Source organism: Paraburkholderia sp. BL10I2N1 (assembly GCF_004361815.1).
Lineage (GTDB): Bacteria > Pseudomonadota > Gammaproteobacteria > Burkholderiales > Burkholderiaceae > Paraburkholderia.
Map to the genome: position 1 here is coordinate 996058 of NZ_SNWA01000002.1, position 18994 is coordinate 1015051.

Here is an 18994-nt window from a genome sequence, read left to right on the forward strand (position 1 = left end):
TCCGGGACAACTGGCCGCTTGTCCGATTCCCTCGCCAAACCCGACACCTGTCGGAGTCTGGCGAATCATTCTATCGACAGCCCGGGTTCCAGCATGCTCAACGCGGCATGGCTTCCGGCGAAGTTGGTACGCATAGGAGAGGCCAATCGATGGCAAACGGAAAAAAAGCAAAGGTGCGCGTGCCCACGGCCGCCCACGATGAAAAGCGTCTGGAAATCATCATGCATTGCGCCAACCTGTTCGAAAAAGTTGGCTACTATGGGATGACGATGCAGATGCTGGCCGATGAAGCCGCACTTGGCAAGCCGACCCTTTATCATTATTTTTCCAGCAAAGAGGACATCCTTTTCGAAATGCATCAGTTGCATATCGATGCGATGATCGCCGCCCTGGACGCGGTACCCGAAAAGTGTTCGGATCCCGGCGAAGTATTGACTCGCGCTTGCGCCGCCACGCTGCGTGAAATTGCCGAGCATCCCGGCTATGTGCGCGCTTTCATGGAACATTACGGAGATCTCGAAGGCGATCATCGGGAACAAATGCGAAACCGCCGGCAGCACTATTTTGATCGAATCTGTGGGGTGGTAAAGAGCGGCATCTCGAGCGGGAAATTCCGTGTATCGGATCCGACGATCGCGACATTGGCGTTCCTTGGGATGTGCAACTGGTCGTACAAGTGGTACGCACCCAAGGCTGACGAAATACCGCCCGAGCGAATGGCGAAGTTGCTATGCCAGGTCTTTCTGGAAGGACTCAACTCGCCGACAAGCACCAAAAAAGCACGTCGACCTGACAGCCAGTCCCGCTGACGTCGACAGGTTGCAGGTTGCGGGCGAGCTGCCTGTCGCGACCGTGCGCCGTTGCGAGTCGCACGACACCGGCCGCCTCGAAGAGCGGGGCAAGCTGTCCTGCCCTGCGCTTCGTTCATGTTCGCGAGATGTTGAACGGCGCCGCAAATGCCCACGCCTCCGGGACATGCATATGCGGCGCCCTCCCAGGCATGATCCGACGAATCAGGCCGCATCCATTGCAGTGGCGCCGGACACCCATGCCGACAACCCGCTCGTCAGGACGGCACATACAATGGCTTCCGCAACTTCCGTGTCTGTCGCGCCGGCAGTTTTCGCTCCCTTGATATGGACCGACGCCAGCGGACTGTAATCCGCGGCAAGAACGACGACGAGCATCAACTCCGAATACCTGGGGCCCAGCGCCGTGCCATTGATCGTTCCCTCCCGCATCAAGTAATAGGCATCTCCGCCGAGCGGCAGCAACTCGAGCAACTTGCCTAATGATGGCGGCATCGTCCCGAAATAGCGGAGGAAGTTTTGCGCGGCTTCGTCCTTCTTCACCTCGATTTCCGGCATCGGCACATCGACTTCGGATTGACCGGGGTACTCGGACTCCAGCGCGGAAATGAACGACAGGGCCGCTCCTTCGCCTCGCACGCTGCTCAATATCATCGCCGCTGCGGAGGCCTCGTCGTAAGTGAGCCCCAGTCGACGAGCGCGCTCGAGTTCGCGCTTCGCCATTTCACGATAGCCCTTGGTCGTCGCAGCAACCGCGACGTAAAGGGCCTTGATTCTGGCCGGAATCGCACCGTCGCGATCGACGATGGCGCGAAATCGCGAATACCCGCCCAAGGTGTAGGGCGCAATCTTTCGCAACAGATTCGATTGCAGCAATAAACTCGTGGTGTCCACCGCATCCTGTTCCAAAACTGCCTCCTATATGGTTTTCTCTATTGGGCGGTAATCCCGCCATCGATGACGACTTCTGATCCGGTCATGTAGCTCGCTTCATCGCTCGCCAGAAAGACGATCGCATCAGCAACCTCCGTTGGTTTGGCGAAGCGACCAAGCGGAGTGTGCTCGAGAAACTCTCTTGCGATTTCGGGATTCGCATACGCCGGCGCCGTCAAGGGCGTCTCGACATGTCCTGGGTGCACCGAGTTCACGCGAATGCCGTTACCAGCCTGCGCGCACTCGAGTGCTGTGGCTTTCGTGAAAAGCCGGACCCCAGCCTTGGCTGCACAATACGCCGACGCATTCGGACCGGCCACCAGCCCACGAATCGAGGACATGTTCACGATCGCGCCATGCCCCGACCTGGCTAGCAACGGCATCGCATACCTGGTCCCGAGGAACACACTGTCCAGGTTGACCGCAATGGTCGATCTCCAGTCTTCGAGGGTAGTTTTCTCGATGGATTGAAACTTCCCGAAGCCCGCGTTATTAACCAGAATATCGAGCCGGCCAAAGGTTGAATCGATCTCCGCGATGGCGTCGACCCACTCGCTTTCCAACGTTACGTCAAAGCGAATTGCACGATGGCCAGTGCCAATTTCACCGAGACTGGCCAGTGCCTGTCCGAGCAACGCTTCGTTGCGATCCCCAAGGATCACGGTAGCACCTTGCTCAGCGAAGCGCCTTGCTGTCGCCAGGCCAATTCCAGAAGCGGCGCCAGTGATCAAGGCAATCTTGTTCAATAAGCGATTCATGGCGTTCTGCTACCTCCATCCTTGATATCACGTTTCGTCAATTCCAGCAGACCCGCAAAGCTGGGGTTGGCTCTGTCGAGTATGGACCGCATCCTGCCCTCGATCGCCTCGTCGAAACTGCTGGTCGTCAGAACGTAAAGCCGGTTCTCGCGGATCGCGTCGACGACCTGGTCCGCCACCTCTTCAGGCGATATGGCTCCCGCGTAAAGGTCGTCAGCAATCGCTTGCAGTTCCGCCGTTTCCTCGGCCGCTCCGCCCTCAGGCCGCAACTCGCGCGGGCGGTTACGCTCGGACTCGTAGATGCGGGTGTTGACGAGGCCCGGGCACAAAAGCGTCACGCCAATGGGCGCCGCCCTTTCACGCAGGGACGCATAGAGCGCTTCCGTGATTCGTACGGCGGCATGCTTGGCCGCGCTGTAAACAACGGAGCCAGACCCGCTGACCAGACCGGCCACGGACGCCGTCGTCACGATGTGGCCTTCGCTGCCTTGCGCCAACATCCGCGGAACAAAATTGCGCAGGCCATGCACGACTCCCATCAAATTCACGTCAAACGACCACTTCCAGTCTTCGAGAGGGTATTCCCAAACCGGCCGATAGCGGCCCGACGGCACCACTCCCGCATTGTTGCAGAGCACGTCGACCGTGCCGTAAGTGCCGAAAGCGGTGTTGGCCAGGGCTTCCACCTCTTCATGTCTGGTAACGTCAGTGCGCACCGGGAGCGCGTGGCAACCCGCGCGCTCAATCGCATCGCAGACGCGGCTGGCGGCGCCGCCATCGACATCGGCCACGACCACCTTCATACCCTCGCGCGCAAAGCGCCACGCCATCGCCTCTCCGATACCGCTTCCCCCGCCGGTTACCACTGCAACACGACCATTGAAACTTTGCATTTGATTCTCCTGGCAACTCGTCGCGCCCAGGTACACCGCATACCTGTGACGATTCTGATGCATCGGGCCTGCCACATTCGCCTCATGTGACACGCCCTCGCTCGCACAGCACCCGGCGGCCGACCGTCCCCGGACTCCCGGCCGCGATCTTTTCACTGCACCATTGTGGGTGCCCCGTCACAACTGGAGGCCCTTCCGTTGCCCTTCCAGCAGCGCATGAGACAGCCGACGTGGCGCCAGGCAGTCGCCGATGGCATGCACTTCCATTGCCGATTTGCGCAGCGCCTGCGCCAGTCCCGATCTCGATGAGCGACCGGTCTGCACCACCACCAGATCGCAGGGCAACTCATTCACTTCGCCGCTGCCAGCGTTCATTAGCGATACGCCACCTGGATTGACGCTCTCCAGTACGCTCAGCACGCGGTACTCCGTCCCCCCGCCGCCCAGGCGCGCCAGCAGCGGGCCCACACTTTCGGTCGGCAAGGCGCTCGCCACGGTCGCCGACGGCGTCGCGACCAGCACTTGCCAACCGGCCTCCATCAGCAACTCGACAACGCCGTATGTCCACCAGAAGCCACTGCCGTCGTCGACCACGACGGCACGCCCTCTCCCGCTCGGCGGCGGCACGCCGTTTTCCAGTATCTCGAACCAGGTCTTGACATGATCCGCGACCAGTTCTTCTCCCAACGGATTGGCGAATGCTCCCGTAGCGACGACCGCAACATTGAAGGCTGTTCCTAGATCCTCCGCGCTGTTGATTCTCGTGTTCAATTCCACCTTCACGGGCAACCGGCGCAGTTCGCCTTGCAGATGGTCGACCAAGCGCCGCAGGTCACTTCGGTGCGGCAGCGACGCCGCGTAGAGAAATTGCCCGCCAAGGCCGTCCGTGGCTTCGAAGAGCGTGACGGCATGACCGCGCTCGGCCGCAACGCGTGCCGTTTCGAGGCCGCCCGGACCGCCGCCGATGACGGCGACCCGGCGCCGCTTCAAGGCCGGACCTCGCATTACGAATTCCGGCACCGTCTCCCTGCCGGCCCTCGGGTTTGCCGCGCAGTGAAGATGCGGGGAAAAAGCCCGGCAATCCTGGTTCAGGCCGATGCAAGGCCTGATGCGTTCCGCTTCCCCGTTGGCGGCCTTGGTCACCCAATCGGGGTCGGCGATATACGCCCTTGCCATGCCGATCAGATCCGCCTGCCCTTCGGCAAGAATCCGTTCGGCGACCTCCGGGGAGGTGATTCTCTGACCGACAATGACCGGCATCCCGCAAGCATGGCGAATGATGCCCGCCGCCCTCGCCGCCGTCGCCTCGGGGGCCGTTACATCCTTGACGTACAAGCCACGCGTACCAACCGTAATACTCAGATAATCGACGAGACCATCGGTCGCGACGGCTTTGCTGATCTGTACCGTATCGGGAATCTCCAACCCGTCCGCGATTTCCTCGTCGGCACTCAAGCGCAAGCCAAGCAGGAAATCCTCGCCGCAATGCCTGCGTATCGACTCGATGACTTCCCGCAGAAATCTCAGGCGCCTTTCCGGCGTGCCGCCGTAACGGTCGTCACGATGATTGGTGGCCGGGGAAAGAAACTGGCCGACCAGATAGCCGTGGGCACCGTGTATTTCGACACCATCATGACCGGTACGCTTCAGATTGGCGGCCGATACACCAAAGGCCTCGACGATGACGGCAATGTCGTCTTCGTCGAGCGCGCGCGGCGGAAACGGGTCGCGCGGAGAACGGATGACCGAAGGCGCCAGCGGTGCGGATTCGAATTCGCCTCCGATCATTTCACGCCCGAGATGCAATACCTGCCCGATCACCTTCACACCGTGGGAATGGATAACGTCGACCCGCTTTTTCAGTCCTTCGAGAATGGCTTCGTTATACGGTTCGACCAGCTTTCGCGAGCGTATCGCAGAGCTGGGGTGCACCACAGCCGCCCCGGTGATCATCAGAGCCGGGCCGGACCTGGCGCGTGCCTCGTAATACGCGATATCCTCGTCGGTGATGCCGCCGTCCCGCACCATGCTGGTACCGTGAGGCAGCACCACGAGACGGTTTGGAAGTACAACCCCGCCCAACGTGAAGGGCTCGAAGAGCCGGGGCCAGGTGCCCCGCGACGCAGTTGCGCTTTCCATCTGTTCCGCCTCCCTCTCTTCACTGTGCCAGGGCTCCGCCATCGATGACAAGTTCGGTACCGGTTGTGTAGGAGGCTTCATCGGATGCAAGGTACAGCACGCCAGCCACAACCTCCTTTATCTTTCCAAGGCGACCGAGTGGAATTCGCCCGAGCCGACGATTCAGGATTTCCGGGTTCGACAAGACGCCTCTCAACAACCCGGTATCGATGGGTCCCGGATGAACCGAATTACATCGGATAGCGTCCTTGGCATGCTGGGCGGCGGTCACCTTGCTGAAAATCCGAACGGCTCCCTTGCTTGCGGCGTATGCCGCTTCCATGATCTGGGACTGGCCGATGGCCGCGACCGACGATACATTGACGATCGAACCGCCACCGGCCTCGCGCATGGCAGGAATTGCGAATCGGGTGCCGAGAAAGACCCCTCTCGCATTGACCGCCATGACCCGATCCCATTCTTCAACGGTGCGTTCCTCGATCGGCGCGTTCCGAGGCACGATCCCCGCGTTGTTCACGAGAATGTCCAGCTTGCCGAAGCGACTGATGGCTTCCTGAACAGCATTGCCCCAGTCCTTTTCCAGCGTGACATCCAGGTGGCAATATTTCGCCCTTCCTCCCGCCGTATGAACTTCCCGCTCGAGCTGTTCTCCCGATTCACCGACGATGTCGCCCGCTACAACCGCAGCGCCTTCCCGGGCGAAGACCCGTACCAGTTCGGCGCCAAAACCTCCGGCCGCACCGCTGATCAGCGCAACCTTTCCGTCCAGCTTTCCCATGATTTGATATCCTGAATTGTCTTACGTTAGACGATGTTTGCTTCACCAACCTCCGCAACCCCACCGCTCACCGGAATATCGGAAGATAGATCTTCCGCTTCGCGAAGAATTTCGATCGGCAGCAGGTTCGACGCACGCCAGAACATCCAGCCGCCAGCAAGTGAAAAGAGGACCGCAAAGCTTATTGCATAGCGCAGCGAATCCGTTGCCATGCCGAAGTGCGTGCTCAGGATGTCGCTGAGATACCCGGTAGCCAAAGGCCCCAGACCCAGGCCGAACAGATTCAGAATAAGCATCAGCACCGCGGATGTGAGAGCACGCATGTTGGCGGGAACCAACTGGTGAGCGATGGCAACGATCGGGCCGTAATAAACGAGCATCAGTGTCAGCGATATTGCACCTAGAGCCAACGACACCTCGGTGGAGCTGACCATATACTGAACAAGCGCAACGGGAACCATCGCGAACAACGCAATGGCAACCACGCGTGCACGTCCTCGCGGATCGTTTCTTCCAAAGTGATCCGCAAGGCGTCCGCCCAGGTACATGCCCACCGCGCTTCCAATGCCGTTCACCAGGGCCAGATAGAGCGACGTCTTCGCCAGGGACATCCCATGCACCCGCACATAAAACGGTGCGTTCCAGCTATTGACCGAATACCACGCGAACGCATGAAATGCGCCTGCTGCAACCAGATATCGGAACGCCTTCTTTTCCCAGAGTTGACGCAACGCCTGCTTCAAGGACGGTGTTGTCGAGCCCGCTACCGGAACGGGATCGAATCGGCCTCGGGTCGGCTCGGGCATCGTCAGCAGAAGGATCGGGGCAAGCACAAGCCCGGCGATACCGACGACAGCAAATGCCATGCGCCACCCGACCGCCCCCGCGAGCGAGCCTGCGACGGAATAGCCGAACAACATGCCTACAGGTAGCGATAAGCCCCAAATGGACAACGCGGTGGCGCGTGCAGTCGGAGGATAGAGGTCCGAGATCAGGGAATGCGTCGCAGGTATGCTGCCCGCTTCGCCCACCGCCACGCCGACCCGATAGAACACCAGGCTCGTGAAGTTGTTCGTAAGCCCGGTCATCGCGGTCATGCCACTCCACACTGCCAGCGCGCCGGCGATGAGTCCCTTGCGGTTCCAGCGATCGGCGAGTCGCCCAAGAGGCACCCCGAGTGTTGCGTAAAACAATGCGAACGCCAATCCCGTCAACGCTCCGAGTTGTGCATCGGACAGCCGCAGATCAGCTTTGATCGGGATCTGAAGGACAGACAGGATCGTACGATCAATGTAATTGAACACCGATACCATGAACAACAGGAAAAGAACATAGCGACGCTGCGTCGTGCTGATCATCATTTCGCTCCAGTCAGAGACATGTTGCCCAGACGTATGTATCGTCGGCCGCATGAAATAGCCGACATCAGCCTGACGCGCGTTACCTCGTACTTACCTCGTATTTTTCCCGCGATCCACGGTGCCGGACCGGCCATCCTCCATCGGCTCCACCGGTTCGACGGCAACGTATATCCGCCAATGACACTTTCCCGACTCCTCTGGCATTCATTGCTCCTCCTTGCACCTTCACACGTTGATCCGGTGGCTATTTGATTTTAGTTAGCATGACGAAAATACTTAGATTGATCATGGCTGAATCGATCTGCCTGGCGACCTCCTCGCTTCCAGTCAGCCTGGCTTTCCGGGCCGTTCGGATAGCGGCATCGTGCCGCCGCCACATCGTCGGCGCATGAAATCGATCACTGCTGCGCCGAAGCCGGTATTGCGGTCCCCAGCTACCATGTGGTATGCGCCGCTTATTACGGTGTACTCCGCCTTGGGAACCAGCTCCTGAAAATCCCTTACGCTCTCATCGGTCACCACGTCACTCTTTTCACCGCGGACAAGGAGCACCGGGATCCGGATCTTCCGGGCTGCACTGGACAAGCGGACATAGGCGTCGGCAAGGGAAGTCACATTGCCTGCCAGCGTCATCGGGTCCCAATGCCAACGCAGACGTCCGTCGTCGCCCAGGCGGAGGTTCCTGCGCAGACCGGAAAGATCGGTTGGGCGGGGTCGGTGTGGTAGATAAGCCGAGATTGCCTCTGCCGCTTCGTCCAGCGAGCTGAATCCGTCAGGCGCGCTGCGCATGAACCTGACGATGTTCTCCGAACCGGAGGGATTGATGCGCGGTGCGACGTCGACCAGGACCAAAGCCGTAGCGATCGGTGCATCGCCCTCCCCGACAGCCAGCAACGACGTCAGCCCGCCCAGCGACGCGCCAATGAGCGCGGCGGGCCGCCCAAGGGTCGCGCACACGAGGCGCAGGTCGTCGACATAGTGGTCGATGTCATATACACCATCGGGTGACCAGCCGCTGCCGCCATGTCCGCGCAAATCGAGCGAGACGACATAGAAGCCGTTGCTGGCCAACGCGTTGGCCGTGTCGCCCCAGGAGAATCGCGTCTGACCGCCGCCGTGCAGCAAAATGGCCGGAGGGTTCTGCGGATTTCCGACGACATCGGCGGCAAGGCGCAGACCATCGCGGCCGAAGAATTGAGTAGTGTGCATAGCGGGCATAGGGAAGACCGGGGCTGGCATCCGGCTTTACGAACCGGTGAACGTGGCTGCGCGCCTTTCATAGAATGCGGCGACCCCTTCCCTGAAGTCATGGGTGCGCGCACACTCGCAAAAGGCCATCCGCTCAGCTTCCAGTTGTCCGCGCAGGTCGCGTTCGTATGAGGCACGAATCAGGCTCTTGATTGCCCGATAGGACGCAGCGGGCCCGGCTGCGAGGCGGCATGCCAGGGCTGCTGTCTCCGTCGCCAGACTGGAAGCCGGAACGACACGATTCACGACCCCCAGACGCAAGGCCTCCGCCGCGTCGAAGCTTTCGGCGAGAAGCGCGATTTCCATCGCCTTTTGCAAGCCGACCACGCGCGGGAGAAACCACGATGCCGAGAGGTCGGGGCTTGCCCCGATGCGCGAATAGGCCAGATTGAACTTCGCGTTGTCGGCCGCAATCACGAGATCGCAAGCCAGTGCCAGGCTCACGCCTGCGCCGGCGACGGCACCATGCACGCTCGCCACGACTGGCACCGGCAACCCGGCCAGAATCGTGACTGCTTCGTTCAGCGGCGTGATCAGCGCGTCGGCAGTCTGGGCCGCTCGTTCCGGGGCGGCGCGGAATCCCGCAAGATCGCCGCCGCCCATGAACGCCTTGCCCGCTCCGCGCAGCACCACAATTCTGACGCTGGGGTCCGCGGCGATGCTTCGACATACCGCCAGGAAAGCCTCGGCCAACTGCAAATCGGCGGCATTCAGGACCTCAGGGCGATTGAGCACGATCTCCGCGACCGCGCCGTCGCGCTGTATCTGTACAGCGGCATTCTGTTCGTTCACTGTTCGTCTCCTTCCTACGCCGCAGCCACAGCGTAATCGTGTGTCGCGCCGACTTCGCGCGCCTGAGGCGCCCGGGCAGCGGGCGGCAACGTCGCGTCGACAAACCGCGTGAAATGCTCGTCAAGGCTTCCGAACAGCGCGGCATTGACCATCAGCCGCCGGAAATAGTGACTCACGTCCATTTCGTCGGTGACGCCAAGACCACCGTGCATCTGCACTGCCTCGTTGGCCACGTGTCGGGCTGCGCGGCCAATGTACGCTCTCGCGCCACTGACGATCCGCGCTCTCTGGGCGTGAGGAAGGCACATGGCACGCTGCGCGGCTCTGGTCAGCGCGCTGATTTCCTGCTGCATCAGGAACATGTCTGCCGCACGATGCTGCAAGGCCTGATTCACGCCAATCGGCTTGCCGAACTGCGTGCGCACCTTCAGGTATTCGCAAGTCCTTGCCATCAGGGCTCGCACGATCCCGAGGGTCTCGGCACAAAGCGCGACGACTGCCTCGTCGCCGACCTCGGTAATCGTCGCCTCGGCCGGGGTATTTCCCGGCGCTCCAAGGCGCTCCGCATCGGCATTGTCGAAACGGATAGTTGCGGCGCCACGTCCGTCGACCAGCCGGTAGTGCCTGCGGTTCACCCGGGACGAACTGGCATCCACCAGAAACAGCGCCAACTCGCCTCCGGCATCTGCAGTACGGGCGGAGACGATGAACCTGTCCGCGATATCGCCGTGAAGAACAGCGGTTGCCACGCCGCTCAGTGTGTTGCCGCACACGACACATGCCCCGGCCGCTAGCGGACCGGCCCCGGAGGCGAAGGCGAGCTTGAGCGACCCGTCGGCCAAAACCGGCAGCAAGGCAGCCTTTTGCTCGTCGCTGGCCTCTTTGATCACCAATCCCGTGCCGACCACCATACTCGCGAGGACAGGCTCCATCAGCAAATGGCTGCCGACCACTTCCATGACCGCACCGATCGCCACCGCATCGGCATCCAGGCCGCCGTGCGTCTCCGGCAGCCGCATGGCGAGCCAGCCGAATTCCGCGTAGTCGCGCCAGGCCTTCGCACTATATCCAGAAGGATCGTCTAGCACCGCCCGGCGCTGCAGAAAGCCATAGTGATCGGTGACATAACGTCCGGCGCTTTCGCTCAGGAGCGCGATCATTTCATGATCCGTACTCATAGCCCGAGAACCACCTTAGCAATGATGTTGCGTTGAATTTCCGAGGCCCCGCCAAAGATCGTCGCGGCCCGATTGTAGAAATGGTCCTTGAGGATGCCCCCGGCGTCGTCGGGCCCGAGCGGCGGCAGTCCGCCTTCGTGAAGCGCGCCAGTGTCATAGGCGATTCCTGCCAGGCCGAGCGCATCGACCGTCGCTTCGGCTATCTCCTGATACAACTCGGTGCCGCGAATTTTTATCAATGATGCTTCGCCGCCGGTCTCCGATCCGGTCATCATGGCTTCAACGGCTTGATAGGCGGCCTCTTCCAGGGCCAGAAAGCGGAGCTCGAATTCTCCGATGCGATTGCGCAGCAATGGTTGCTCGACAAGACGGGAGCCGCCGGCAACCGTGTCCGCAGCGAGCTGCTCGAGCCGGTGCAGCGCATGCCAGGCCATTCCAACGATAGCGCCCGCTGTCCGCTCGTTCTTGAGCAGAAACTTCGCGTAGGTCCATCCCTGCCCCTCCTCGCCCACGAGATTCCCTACAGGCACCCGGACATCTTCAAGCCACACTTCATTGACGTGGTGATAACCGTCCATGGTCGCGATCGGCTTGACCGAAATCCCCGGACTGCGCATATCGACCAGCAGGAAGGAGATGCCACTCTGCGGACGCTTGTCCAGACTGGTCCGGTCGGTCCGCACGAGGCAGAACATCCAGTCCGCCCACTGCGCGTAGGTGGTCCATACTTTCTGGCCGTTGACGACGTACTCGTTTCCATCGCGGACCGCCTGCGTGCGCAAACCCGCCAGATCCGAGCCGGCTCCCGGTTCCGAGTACCCTTGCGCCCAGAAGTCCTCGCTATTCGCGATCCGCGGCAGGAAGCGCTGTTTCTGGGCCTCGGAGCCATAGGTGTAAATCACCGGTCCCACGTACTTGACGCCAAACGGGATCACCCAGGGGCATCCCAGCCGCGCGAGCTGATCCTCGAAGGTAAATCGCTCCAGGGGTGACCAGTCGCGCCCGCCCAGCTCGCCCGGCCAGTGCGCGATGCTCCAGCCTTTCTCATGCAGCAGGCGCATCCAGCGAACGTAGTCGTCCTTGCTCAGCACCTGATGGCGCCGCGATTTGCCGAGAAGATCGGCGGGCATTTCGTGCTCGCAGAACTGAAGGATCTCCACCTTCAACTGCTGGGCCCGCTGGCGAGCAGCTGTTATCGAATGGTCCATAGTGCCTGTTGCGAAGTCGAGTTGATTTGAAAAAATCTACCTGCGCCACGCCAGCATCGTGCGAAGCAGCTTGCCCTAAGCCGCGCCTCCCGCGATGGCGAACCTCCATGCCGCCCTTGCCAGTGGCTTGATCAACTGGGTGATTTCGTCGGCGTTGGCGGATGCCGCGTTTCCGTTCATCGAGCGTTGCGCAACGCCTTGAAGAATCGCGGCGACCCGAAACAGGTTGTACGCCCGATAGAAGTCGAGATTCCCGCTGAGCGTGAAGCCGGTTCGCTCGCAGTAGCGCGCGACATATCGCTCCAGGCTGGGGATTCCCAAGGCGGTGAGGTCTGCTCCGTTCAGCGTGCCGCGCGCATCGACCCCGGCCGGCCGGTACCACTCCATCGTGTGATACATCAAATCGCCCAGAGGGTGACCGATCGTCGACAGTTCCCAATCGACGACCGCCACGACCCTCGGCTCTGTCGGGTGGACGAGAAGGTTATGGAATGAATAGTCGCCGTGGGTGATGCACGACAAATCGTCGTCCGCGCTCACCGCGCCCGGCAGCCATGCCATCAGCCTGTCCATTTCCGGAATGTCTTCGGTCCTCGACGACTCGTATTGCCGAGACCAGCGCGAAATCTGCCGCGAGAAATAGTTGCCGGGCCGTCCGTAGTCCGCGAGACCGAGTGCCGCGTAATCGACCGTATGCAGTCGCGCCAGCGTTTCATTGGCGGAGTCGTACAACGCCGCCCGCTCTTCCCGATTGAGATCGGGCATCTGGCAGTTCCAGAAAATTCGTCCCGGCACATATCGCATGACATAGAACATGCTGCCGATGACGCTATCGTCGCTGCAAAGCACGAGCGCTTCGGGGACCGCAATCCCGTCTACGCTCGACAGCGCCCGGATGATCCGGAACTCCCTGTCGACCGCATGCGCTGACTTGAGCAGCGTACCCGCAGGCTTACGGCGCAACACATACTTCGCATCCGGCGTATCGAGAAGAAAGGTGGGGTTTGATTGCCCTCCTTCAAACTGCCTCACGACAAGAGGACCCTTGAAGCCCGGGACCGTATCGTGCAGGTATCCGGCCAGACGCTTTTCATCAAAGCGGTCGCCGTCGCGAACCAGACCGGTTTCCCCGATGTACCTCCTGGCCTCGTTGCTTTGATCCGAGGGCGTATGACGAGCACGTTCGCTATCGCGAGCAGTGGATGTCGTAATGTCTGACATAAGAGATTGGCCGATCATGATTAGTGGTATCGAGGTGCGCGACAACGGCGATCGACGCCTTACTTCGAATAGGCGCGGATATCGCTGTACTGCCGCCCGCGATGCTTCTCGAATTCGAGCTTTGCAATGGTGCGGCAGTGAACTTCATCGGGTCCATCTGTCAGGCGCACGATGCGGGTATTCGCATAGAGCTCCGCAAGCCCGAAGTCCTGACTCACGCCGCCACCGCCGTGGGCCTGGATCGCATCGTCGATGATGCGCGCGGCGACGCGGGGTGCGATGACCTTGATCATCGCAATCTCGCCCCGGGCATCCTTGTTCCCTACTGTGTCCATCATGTGCGCGGCTTTGAGGCACAGCAGCCGCACCATCTCGATATCGATTCGCGCATGGGCAATCCGCTCTTCCCAGACGGAGTGCTCATGTATGCGCTTGCCAAAGGCCTCCCGGGACATCAGGCGCACGCACATTCTTTCGAGTGCGACCTCCGCCGATGCAATGGTGCGCATGGCATGGTGAATCCGCCCCGGCCCAAGACGTCCCTGGGCGATTTCGAAGCCGCGCCCCTCACCAAGAATCAGGTTCCCGGCGGGAACCTTGACGTTGTCGAGGATGACCTCGAAGTGGCCGTGGGGCGCATGATCATAGCCAAACACGTTCAGGTGCCGCACGATTCTCACGCCCGGAGTTCCGGCTGGGACGACGATCATCGACTGTTGACGATAGGTTTCCGCCGTCGGATCCGTCTTCCCCATCACGATGAAGAAGCCGCACTTCGGGTGACCGGCACCGGAGGACCACCATTTGTGGCCGTTGATGACGTATTCGTCTCCCTCGCGGCGAATCTCGGTGCGGATGTTCCTTGCGTCCGAGGAGGCGACAGCGGGTTCCGTCATCAGGAATGCAGAGCGAATCTCGCCGTTGGCCAGGGGGAGCATGAATTTTCGCTTCTGCTCTGGCGTTCCGTAACGATGCAGCACCTCGAAGTTTCCCGTATCCGGTGCCATGCAGTTGAAAACTTCGGACGCGAACGAAACCCGCCCCATAAGCTCGGCGATCGGCGCATATTCAACGTTGGTGAGACCGACACTGGTGAAGAATTCGTCGTCATGTTCGGACGGCGGCATGAACATGTTCCATAGCCCGGCTTTTCGCGCCTTCGCCTTCAGCTCCTCGAAGATCGCCGGCGTCTCGTTCCAGCGATCCAGCTTCGAGGCCTGCTCATGGTAAGTGGGAACTGCCGGATAGATGTACTCATCCATGAAGCTCCGAACACGCCCCATCCACTCGATTGATTTTTTCGATTGTTCGAAATGCACTTCAAGGCTCCTCATTCCATGATCAACAGGCCAGCGCCACCAGTCCACACGCCAATCGCAGGGGACATTCCGGGGGAGGCGTTCGAGCAGTAAACTCACGATACTCGACCGACCGGTCGGGCGTCAAGTGAGTCTGATGCATATTTTCAGAGGTGCTTCGTTTCGTCAACCATGGGATTTCTTGCAAGAGCCGTCGCAGCAAGCCACTGGCGAAGACGGCACGATGGAGTCCGGAATGAGTGGAATCGAAGCGCACAAACCCGTTGACACCCGACCGGTCGGTCGATAGCATGGGACATCAAATATGTGGGTGGTTTTGCCTTTTACGCTGATGTTGGTTTCCGTCTGTTACTGAGCTTTCGCACCTTCAGGGATGCGTCGTGCAAATTCAATTTCGAATTGACGAGGATATGGAATGGAATACGTAAACCCCTTGCTCGAGTCGGCCATGCTGCGCGAGATTGCTCCGTACACCGTGTCCGGGTACGGGCTGATTCGCGAAATCATCGAGATCGACGGAGCGATACCCGCAAAGCTCAAGAGTCTCTTTGTCGCCGTTGCCGCGACCAACAAGGGTTATAGCGAGCTGGCGCGCCGTGAGATTACGCGCGCCAGCAGCCTCGGGCTGACTCTGAAGGAGGCCGCGGCAGGCCTGATTCTCCTGAGCAGCCTGCGAGGCGAAGGCGCCGCTATGTCGTTTCAGGCAGTTCTGGACACGGTCTACCCTTCCCGGCAGGCGCCCGGGCAACCCTCGCGCCGTGCCCTGCCGGTCGAGCCCGGCGAAGCCGAGAATAACTTCAAGCAATACTTCGGCACCGTCCCTGGGCCGCTGGTCAAATTGCTCGAACTGTCGCCCAAGGGCGCGGACGGCTACTACCTGATGCGTAAGGGCACGATCGAATGCAACTCGCTTGAAAGCAAATATGCGGAACTGCTCCTGGTGACGGTTCTGGCTTCCGATTACAGCCCGATGATCGCAACGCACGTCAAGGCGGCCCGAACGGCCGGCGCAACCGATCACGAACTAGCCGAAGCCATTCTGTGCGCGGTCCCGTCCGCCGGCATTGCGGCCTGGGTCGGCGCCGCGGCACATCTTTGAGCATCATGAACTCTGGCATGACGAGCCGCCATTGGGTGTTGGTCAATCGCCCGCGAGGAGCGCTCAAGCGGACTGATCTGGAGAGAACCAGCCGGCCCCTCCTGCTTCCCGGTGATGACGAGGTTCTGGTGCGCGTCCTGTATCTGGCGATGGATCCGGCGATCCGCGGATTCATGAACGCGACGGGCAACTATGCCGCGCCGGTGGCGATTGGCGATCCGGTACGGGGAATGGTTCTTGGTCAGGTTGTCCGGAGCCGCAGCACGACCCTTTCTGAAGGACAGGTTGTCTGGGGTTTTGGCAGCTGGAGCGATTACGTGTCCGGGCCGGCGACGCAGTTCCATCCTGTTTCGCTCGATGCCGATTTTGACCTGCCGGCCTACGCGCACGTGCTGGGAACGATTGGCCTGACCGCCTACTACGGGTTGATCGATATCGCCGCCCTGGCTCCGGGCGATACCGTACTCGTGAGTGCGGCAGCGGGTGCAGTGGGCTCTCTGGTCGGGCAGATCGCGAAGATCAAGGGTGCGTCGCGCGTCGTCGGAATTGCCGGAGGTGCAGCCAAGTGTGCTCTTGCTGTCGAGCGCTACGGCTATGACTCGTGCATCGACTACAAGGCAGTTGAGGATCTGAGCGGCGCCATTGGTCATGCGTTGCCGAACGGTATCGACGTCCATTTCGAAAGTGTCGGTGGGGCGATTCTCGAAGCCGCGATCGATCATCTGTCGAAGAATGCCCGCGTCGCGATCTGCGGCCTGATCTCGCGCTACAACGCAGCGCATGCGGAGGGTGGTCCGTCCAACCTCTGGAACCTGGTCGTCAAGACCGCGCAGATCCGCGGATTCCTGGTGAGCGATATTCTCGGCCGCAGTGATCGTACCGTCGCGATGCTGGAGGTTATCGCCTGCTGGATCAAGCAGGGAAAACTGAACTATGACGTGGACGTCCGGGAAGGCTTCGACACGATTCCCGATGTCTACAACTGCCTCTTCAAAGGTACACACACCGGCCGCCTGATCGTGAAGATCGCCGATCCCGAATCACCCGGCGGCGGTTGAGCGCTTGAAGGTGCAGGCCACCGGTTCCCCACCCGATACCTACTCCGCACACTCTTTTAGTCAGGCACCATGGATTTCGTCACCTACTCGAACCAGGACGACATCGCGATCGCGACCGTCAGCAACCCTCCCGTCAACGCCCTTGGCCTGGGCGTGCGACGCGGCTTGATGGACGCCATTGCCCGCGCAGCGGCCGATCCGAACGTCAAGGCGCTTATCATCGTCGGCGGCGGCAAGACGTTTGTCGCGGGCGCCGATATCAACGACTTCGGCAAGCCCTATGTCGAACCGTCGCTGTATCGAATCATCGACGCCTTGACGGCTTGCCGGAAGCCCGTGATCGCGGCGATCCACGGCACGGCACTGGGCGGCGGACTGGAGTTGGCGTTGAGCTGCCACTGGCGGGTGGCCGTCGCCAGTGCCAAAGTTGGTCAGCCGGAAGTGAAGCTCGGCCTGATGCCGGGCGGGCACGGTACACAGTGGTGGCTGCGGCTCGCCGGTCCGGAAGCGGCCCTGGAGATTACGACTTCGGGTCATCCTGTCGGCGCACCGGCAGCGGAAGACCTCGGGATCATCGACAGGATCGTCGATGGTGATCTCGTCAGCGGCGCCGTTGCTTTTGCGAAGGAGTTGATTGCCAGCGGACGGGGCAAGCGGGACATTACCGCGCTCTCAGAGCGCCTTCGCCACGTTGATTCCGCCTTGTTCGACGGATTCCGCAAAAAGAATCAACGAAAATGGCGCGGCCTGTTGGCGCCATGGAAAATCGTCGATTGCCTCGAGGCTTCGTGCAAGCTCACCTTCGAGGAAGGCGCTGAACTCGAAAAGGCGGCTTTCCAGGAATGCGAGCACAGCCCTCAGAGCAAGGCATTGATACACCTGTTCTTCGCCGAACGCGAGGCGGCCAGAATTCTCGCTCTCGCGACCGATGTGCAACCCATGACGATTGCGTCGGTAGCCGTCATCGGCGCGGGGACCATGGGAGGCGGCATCGCCATGTCATTCGCCGGCGCGGGCCTCGACGTCATCCTGGTCGACCGGTCGGAGGAAGCGCTGTCGCGAGGCTTCGAAACGATCCGGAAAAACTACACCACCTCGGTCAGTCGCGGCAGCATCACGCAGGCATCGGCCGATCGCGCACTGGCGCGGATCGGAACGACGTCGAACTATGCAGACATCGGCCAGGCCGATCTGATCATCGAGGCGGTATTCGAGGATATCGGCATCAAAAAGGAGGTTTTCCGTCAGCTCGATGCTGTCGCGAGGGCCGGAGCCATTCTCGCGACCAACACGTCCACCCTCGACATCGACCAGATTGCGGCCGCGACCGCCCGCCCTGAGCGCGTGATCGGTATGCATTTCTTCAGCCCCGCGAACGTGATGAAACTGGTGGAAATCGTTCGCGGCGCCCATACATCGGATGCCGTCATCGCCACGGCCATGGCGATGGCGAAGAAGCTCGGCAAGATCCCGGTCCTGGCCGGGAACGCAGAAGGCTTTATCGGCAACCGCATTCTGGCGGCATATGGCCGCGAGGCGGATTTCCTGCTGGAAGAAGGCGCGACGCCATGGCAGATCGATCGCGTATTGCAGGACTTCGGGTTTCCGATGGGACTCTTTGCCATGCGCGACATGGCTGGTCTGGACGTCATCTGGCGCATCCGTCAGCAGCAGGCAACCCGGCGAACGCCGGGTGAGCGTTATTCACCGATCGCGGACCAGATCTGCGAGCGGGGCTGGTTCGGCCAGAAGACGGGGCGCGGCTACTACCGCTACCAGGGCCGTGAAGCAATTCCCGATCCCGAGATCGAGGCCTTGATCGAAGCCGCGTCGGGCCAACTCGGCATCATACGCGCGGAGATTCCCGATGACGAAGTCTTGCGCAGGCTTCTGTGCGCGATGGTCAATGAGGGCGCGCATATCCTCGACGCGGGCGTTGCACAGCGCGCCAGCGACATCGACGTCGTCTACGCATACGGATACGGCTTTCCCACCTATCGGGGCGGCCCGATGTTCTGGGCGCAACAAACTGGTCTGGACCGGATCTGCGAGGCGGTCCGCACCTACCACCGGATTCATGGCGATTCATGGCAGCCCGCAGCATCGCTCGCCAGGTCAGCCATGGGGGAGAAACGCTGGTCTCAACTCGACCACAGGCGTTCCGTCAATCAATGATCCTCAGGATTTAACCAGGAGAAGC

16 protein-coding genes are annotated in these 18994 nt (G+C 60.9%); 4 read left to right on the forward strand and 12 right to left on the reverse strand.

All coding sequences use genetic code 11. The features are described 5' to 3' along the window. Nucleotides 1–149 precede the first annotated feature (149 nt). Nucleotides 150–809, forward strand: a complete 660-nt coding sequence (locus tag B0G77_RS26505; RefSeq protein WP_133664982.1) for a TetR/AcrR family transcriptional regulator — start codon at nt 150–152, stop codon at nt 807–809. Between the two features lie 204 nt (nt 810–1013). On the opposite strand, the gene B0G77_RS26510 is transcribed toward B0G77_RS26505, so the two are convergent. From B0G77_RS26510 to B0G77_RS26565, 12 genes are all read right to left on the reverse strand, one after another. Continuing rightward, nucleotides 1014–1718 (reverse strand): carboxymuconolactone decarboxylase family protein, encoded by a 705-nt coding sequence (locus B0G77_RS26510; RefSeq protein WP_133664983.1) that lies wholly within the window; start codon nt 1716–1718, stop codon nt 1014–1016. A 23-nt stretch (nt 1719–1741) separates the two neighbouring features. Further along, a complete protein-coding gene (locus B0G77_RS26515; protein ID WP_133664984.1) occupies nt 1742–2500 on the reverse strand; it encodes an SDR family oxidoreductase in 759 nt (252 codons plus the stop codon). Beyond that, entirely contained in the window at nt 2497–3468 is a 972-nt protein-coding gene (locus B0G77_RS26520) for an SDR family NAD(P)-dependent oxidoreductase (RefSeq protein ID WP_243751217.1), read from the reverse strand. Before B0G77_RS26520 ends, B0G77_RS26515 begins: the two co-directional genes overlap by 4 nt. Before the next feature lie 102 nt (nt 3469–3570). Beyond that, nucleotides 3571–5532, reverse strand: a complete 1962-nt coding sequence (locus B0G77_RS26525; protein WP_133664985.1) for an FAD-dependent oxidoreductase — start codon at nt 5530–5532, stop codon at nt 3571–3573. 19 nt (nt 5533–5551) lie between these two features. Continuing rightward, nucleotides 5552–6310, reverse strand: a complete 759-nt coding sequence (locus tag B0G77_RS26530; RefSeq protein WP_133664986.1) for a glucose 1-dehydrogenase — start codon at nt 6308–6310, stop codon at nt 5552–5554. A gap of 26 nt (nt 6311–6336) precedes the next feature. Next, nucleotides 6337–7668, reverse strand: coding sequence for an MFS transporter (locus B0G77_RS26535; RefSeq protein WP_133664987.1), 1332 nt, complete (start codon nt 7666–7668; stop codon nt 6337–6339). 330 nt (nt 7669–7998) lie between these two features. Continuing rightward, nucleotides 7999–8889, reverse strand: a complete 891-nt coding sequence (locus tag B0G77_RS26540) for an alpha/beta hydrolase (RefSeq protein ID WP_243751218.1) — start codon at nt 8887–8889, stop codon at nt 7999–8001. 27 nt (nt 8890–8916) lie between these two features. Next, the gene (locus tag B0G77_RS26545) at nt 8917–9711 is read right to left on the reverse strand and encodes an enoyl-CoA hydratase-related protein (protein WP_133664988.1); all 795 of its coding nucleotides are present in this window, start codon (nt 9709–9711) and stop codon (nt 8917–8919) included. Nucleotides 9712–9725: 14 nt separating this feature from the next. Further along, nucleotides 9726–10871, reverse strand: a complete 1146-nt coding sequence (locus tag B0G77_RS26550) for an acyl-CoA dehydrogenase family protein (RefSeq protein WP_243751219.1) — start codon at nt 10869–10871, stop codon at nt 9726–9728. Between the two features lie 14 nt (nt 10872–10885). Then, entirely contained in the window at nt 10886–12097 is a 1212-nt protein-coding gene (locus B0G77_RS26555; protein WP_133664990.1) for an acyl-CoA dehydrogenase family protein, read from the reverse strand. Between the two features lie 75 nt (nt 12098–12172). Further along, on the reverse strand, nt 12173–13318 hold the full coding sequence (locus B0G77_RS26560) for a phosphotransferase family protein (protein ID WP_133664991.1): 1146 nt from the start codon (nt 13316–13318) through the stop codon (nt 12173–12175). Between the two features lie 59 nt (nt 13319–13377). Next, nucleotides 13378–14637 carry an acyl-CoA dehydrogenase family protein gene (locus tag B0G77_RS26565; RefSeq protein WP_243751220.1) on the reverse strand — a complete coding sequence of 420 codons (1260 nt, stop codon included), beginning with the start codon at nt 14635–14637 and terminating at the stop codon, nt 13378–13380. Between the two features lie 415 nt (nt 14638–15052). On the opposite strand from B0G77_RS26565, the gene B0G77_RS26570 reads away from it, so the two are divergent. The 3 genes from B0G77_RS26570 to B0G77_RS26580 all read left to right on the forward strand — a co-directional run bounded on the left by B0G77_RS26570 (nt 15053) and on the right by B0G77_RS26580 (nt 18969). Beyond that, entirely contained in the window at nt 15053–15736 is a 684-nt protein-coding gene (locus tag B0G77_RS26570) for a carboxymuconolactone decarboxylase family protein (RefSeq protein WP_133664992.1), read from the forward strand. A 17-nt stretch (nt 15737–15753) separates the two neighbouring features. Continuing rightward, nucleotides 15754–16794, forward strand: a complete 1041-nt coding sequence (locus B0G77_RS26575; RefSeq protein WP_133664993.1) for an NADP-dependent oxidoreductase — start codon at nt 15754–15756, stop codon at nt 16792–16794. 69 nt (nt 16795–16863) lie between these two features. Beyond that, entirely contained in the window at nt 16864–18969 is a 2106-nt protein-coding gene (locus tag B0G77_RS26580; RefSeq protein ID WP_133664994.1) for a 3-hydroxyacyl-CoA dehydrogenase NAD-binding domain-containing protein, read from the forward strand. Nucleotides 18970–18994: the final 25 nt, after the last annotated feature.

What these genes read in the sequence shown, in the direction of transcription:
- B0G77_RS26550 (WP_243751219.1), bottom strand. Translation starts at nt 10,871, where the DNA reads ATGATCGCGCTCCTGAGCGAAAGCGCCGGACGTTATGTCACCGATCAC.
- B0G77_RS26570 (WP_133664992.1), top strand. Translation starts at nt 15,053, where the DNA reads ATGGAATACGTAAACCCCTTGCTCGAGTCGGCCATGCTGCGCGAGATT.
- B0G77_RS26535 (WP_133664987.1), bottom strand. Translation starts at nt 7,668, where the DNA reads ATGATCAGCACGACGCAGCGTCGCTATGTTCTTTTCCTGTTGTTCATG.
- B0G77_RS26575 (WP_133664993.1), top strand. Translation starts at nt 15,754, where the DNA reads ATGACGAGCCGCCATTGGGTGTTGGTCAATCGCCCGCGAGGAGCGCTC.
- B0G77_RS26530 (WP_133664986.1), bottom strand. Translation starts at nt 6,310, where the DNA reads ATGGGAAAGCTGGACGGAAAGGTTGCGCTGATCAGCGGTGCGGCCGGA.
- B0G77_RS26525 (WP_133664985.1), bottom strand. Translation starts at nt 5,532, where the DNA reads ATGGAAAGCGCAACTGCGTCGCGGGGCACCTGGCCCCGGCTCTTCGAG.
- B0G77_RS26515 (WP_133664984.1), bottom strand. Translation starts at nt 2,500, where the DNA reads ATGAATCGCTTATTGAACAAGATTGCCTTGATCACTGGCGCCGCTTCT.
- B0G77_RS26540 (WP_243751218.1), bottom strand. Translation starts at nt 8,889, where the DNA reads ATGCCCGCTATGCACACTACTCAATTCTTCGGCCGCGATGGTCTGCGC.
- B0G77_RS26580 (WP_133664994.1), top strand. Translation starts at nt 16,864, where the DNA reads ATGGATTTCGTCACCTACTCGAACCAGGACGACATCGCGATCGCGACC.
- B0G77_RS26505 (WP_133664982.1), top strand. Translation starts at nt 150, where the DNA reads ATGGCAAACGGAAAAAAAGCAAAGGTGCGCGTGCCCACGGCCGCCCAC.
- B0G77_RS26560 (WP_133664991.1), bottom strand. Translation starts at nt 13,318, where the DNA reads ATGTCAGACATTACGACATCCACTGCTCGCGATAGCGAACGTGCTCGT.
- B0G77_RS26555 (WP_133664990.1), bottom strand. Translation starts at nt 12,097, where the DNA reads ATGGACCATTCGATAACAGCTGCTCGCCAGCGGGCCCAGCAGTTGAAG.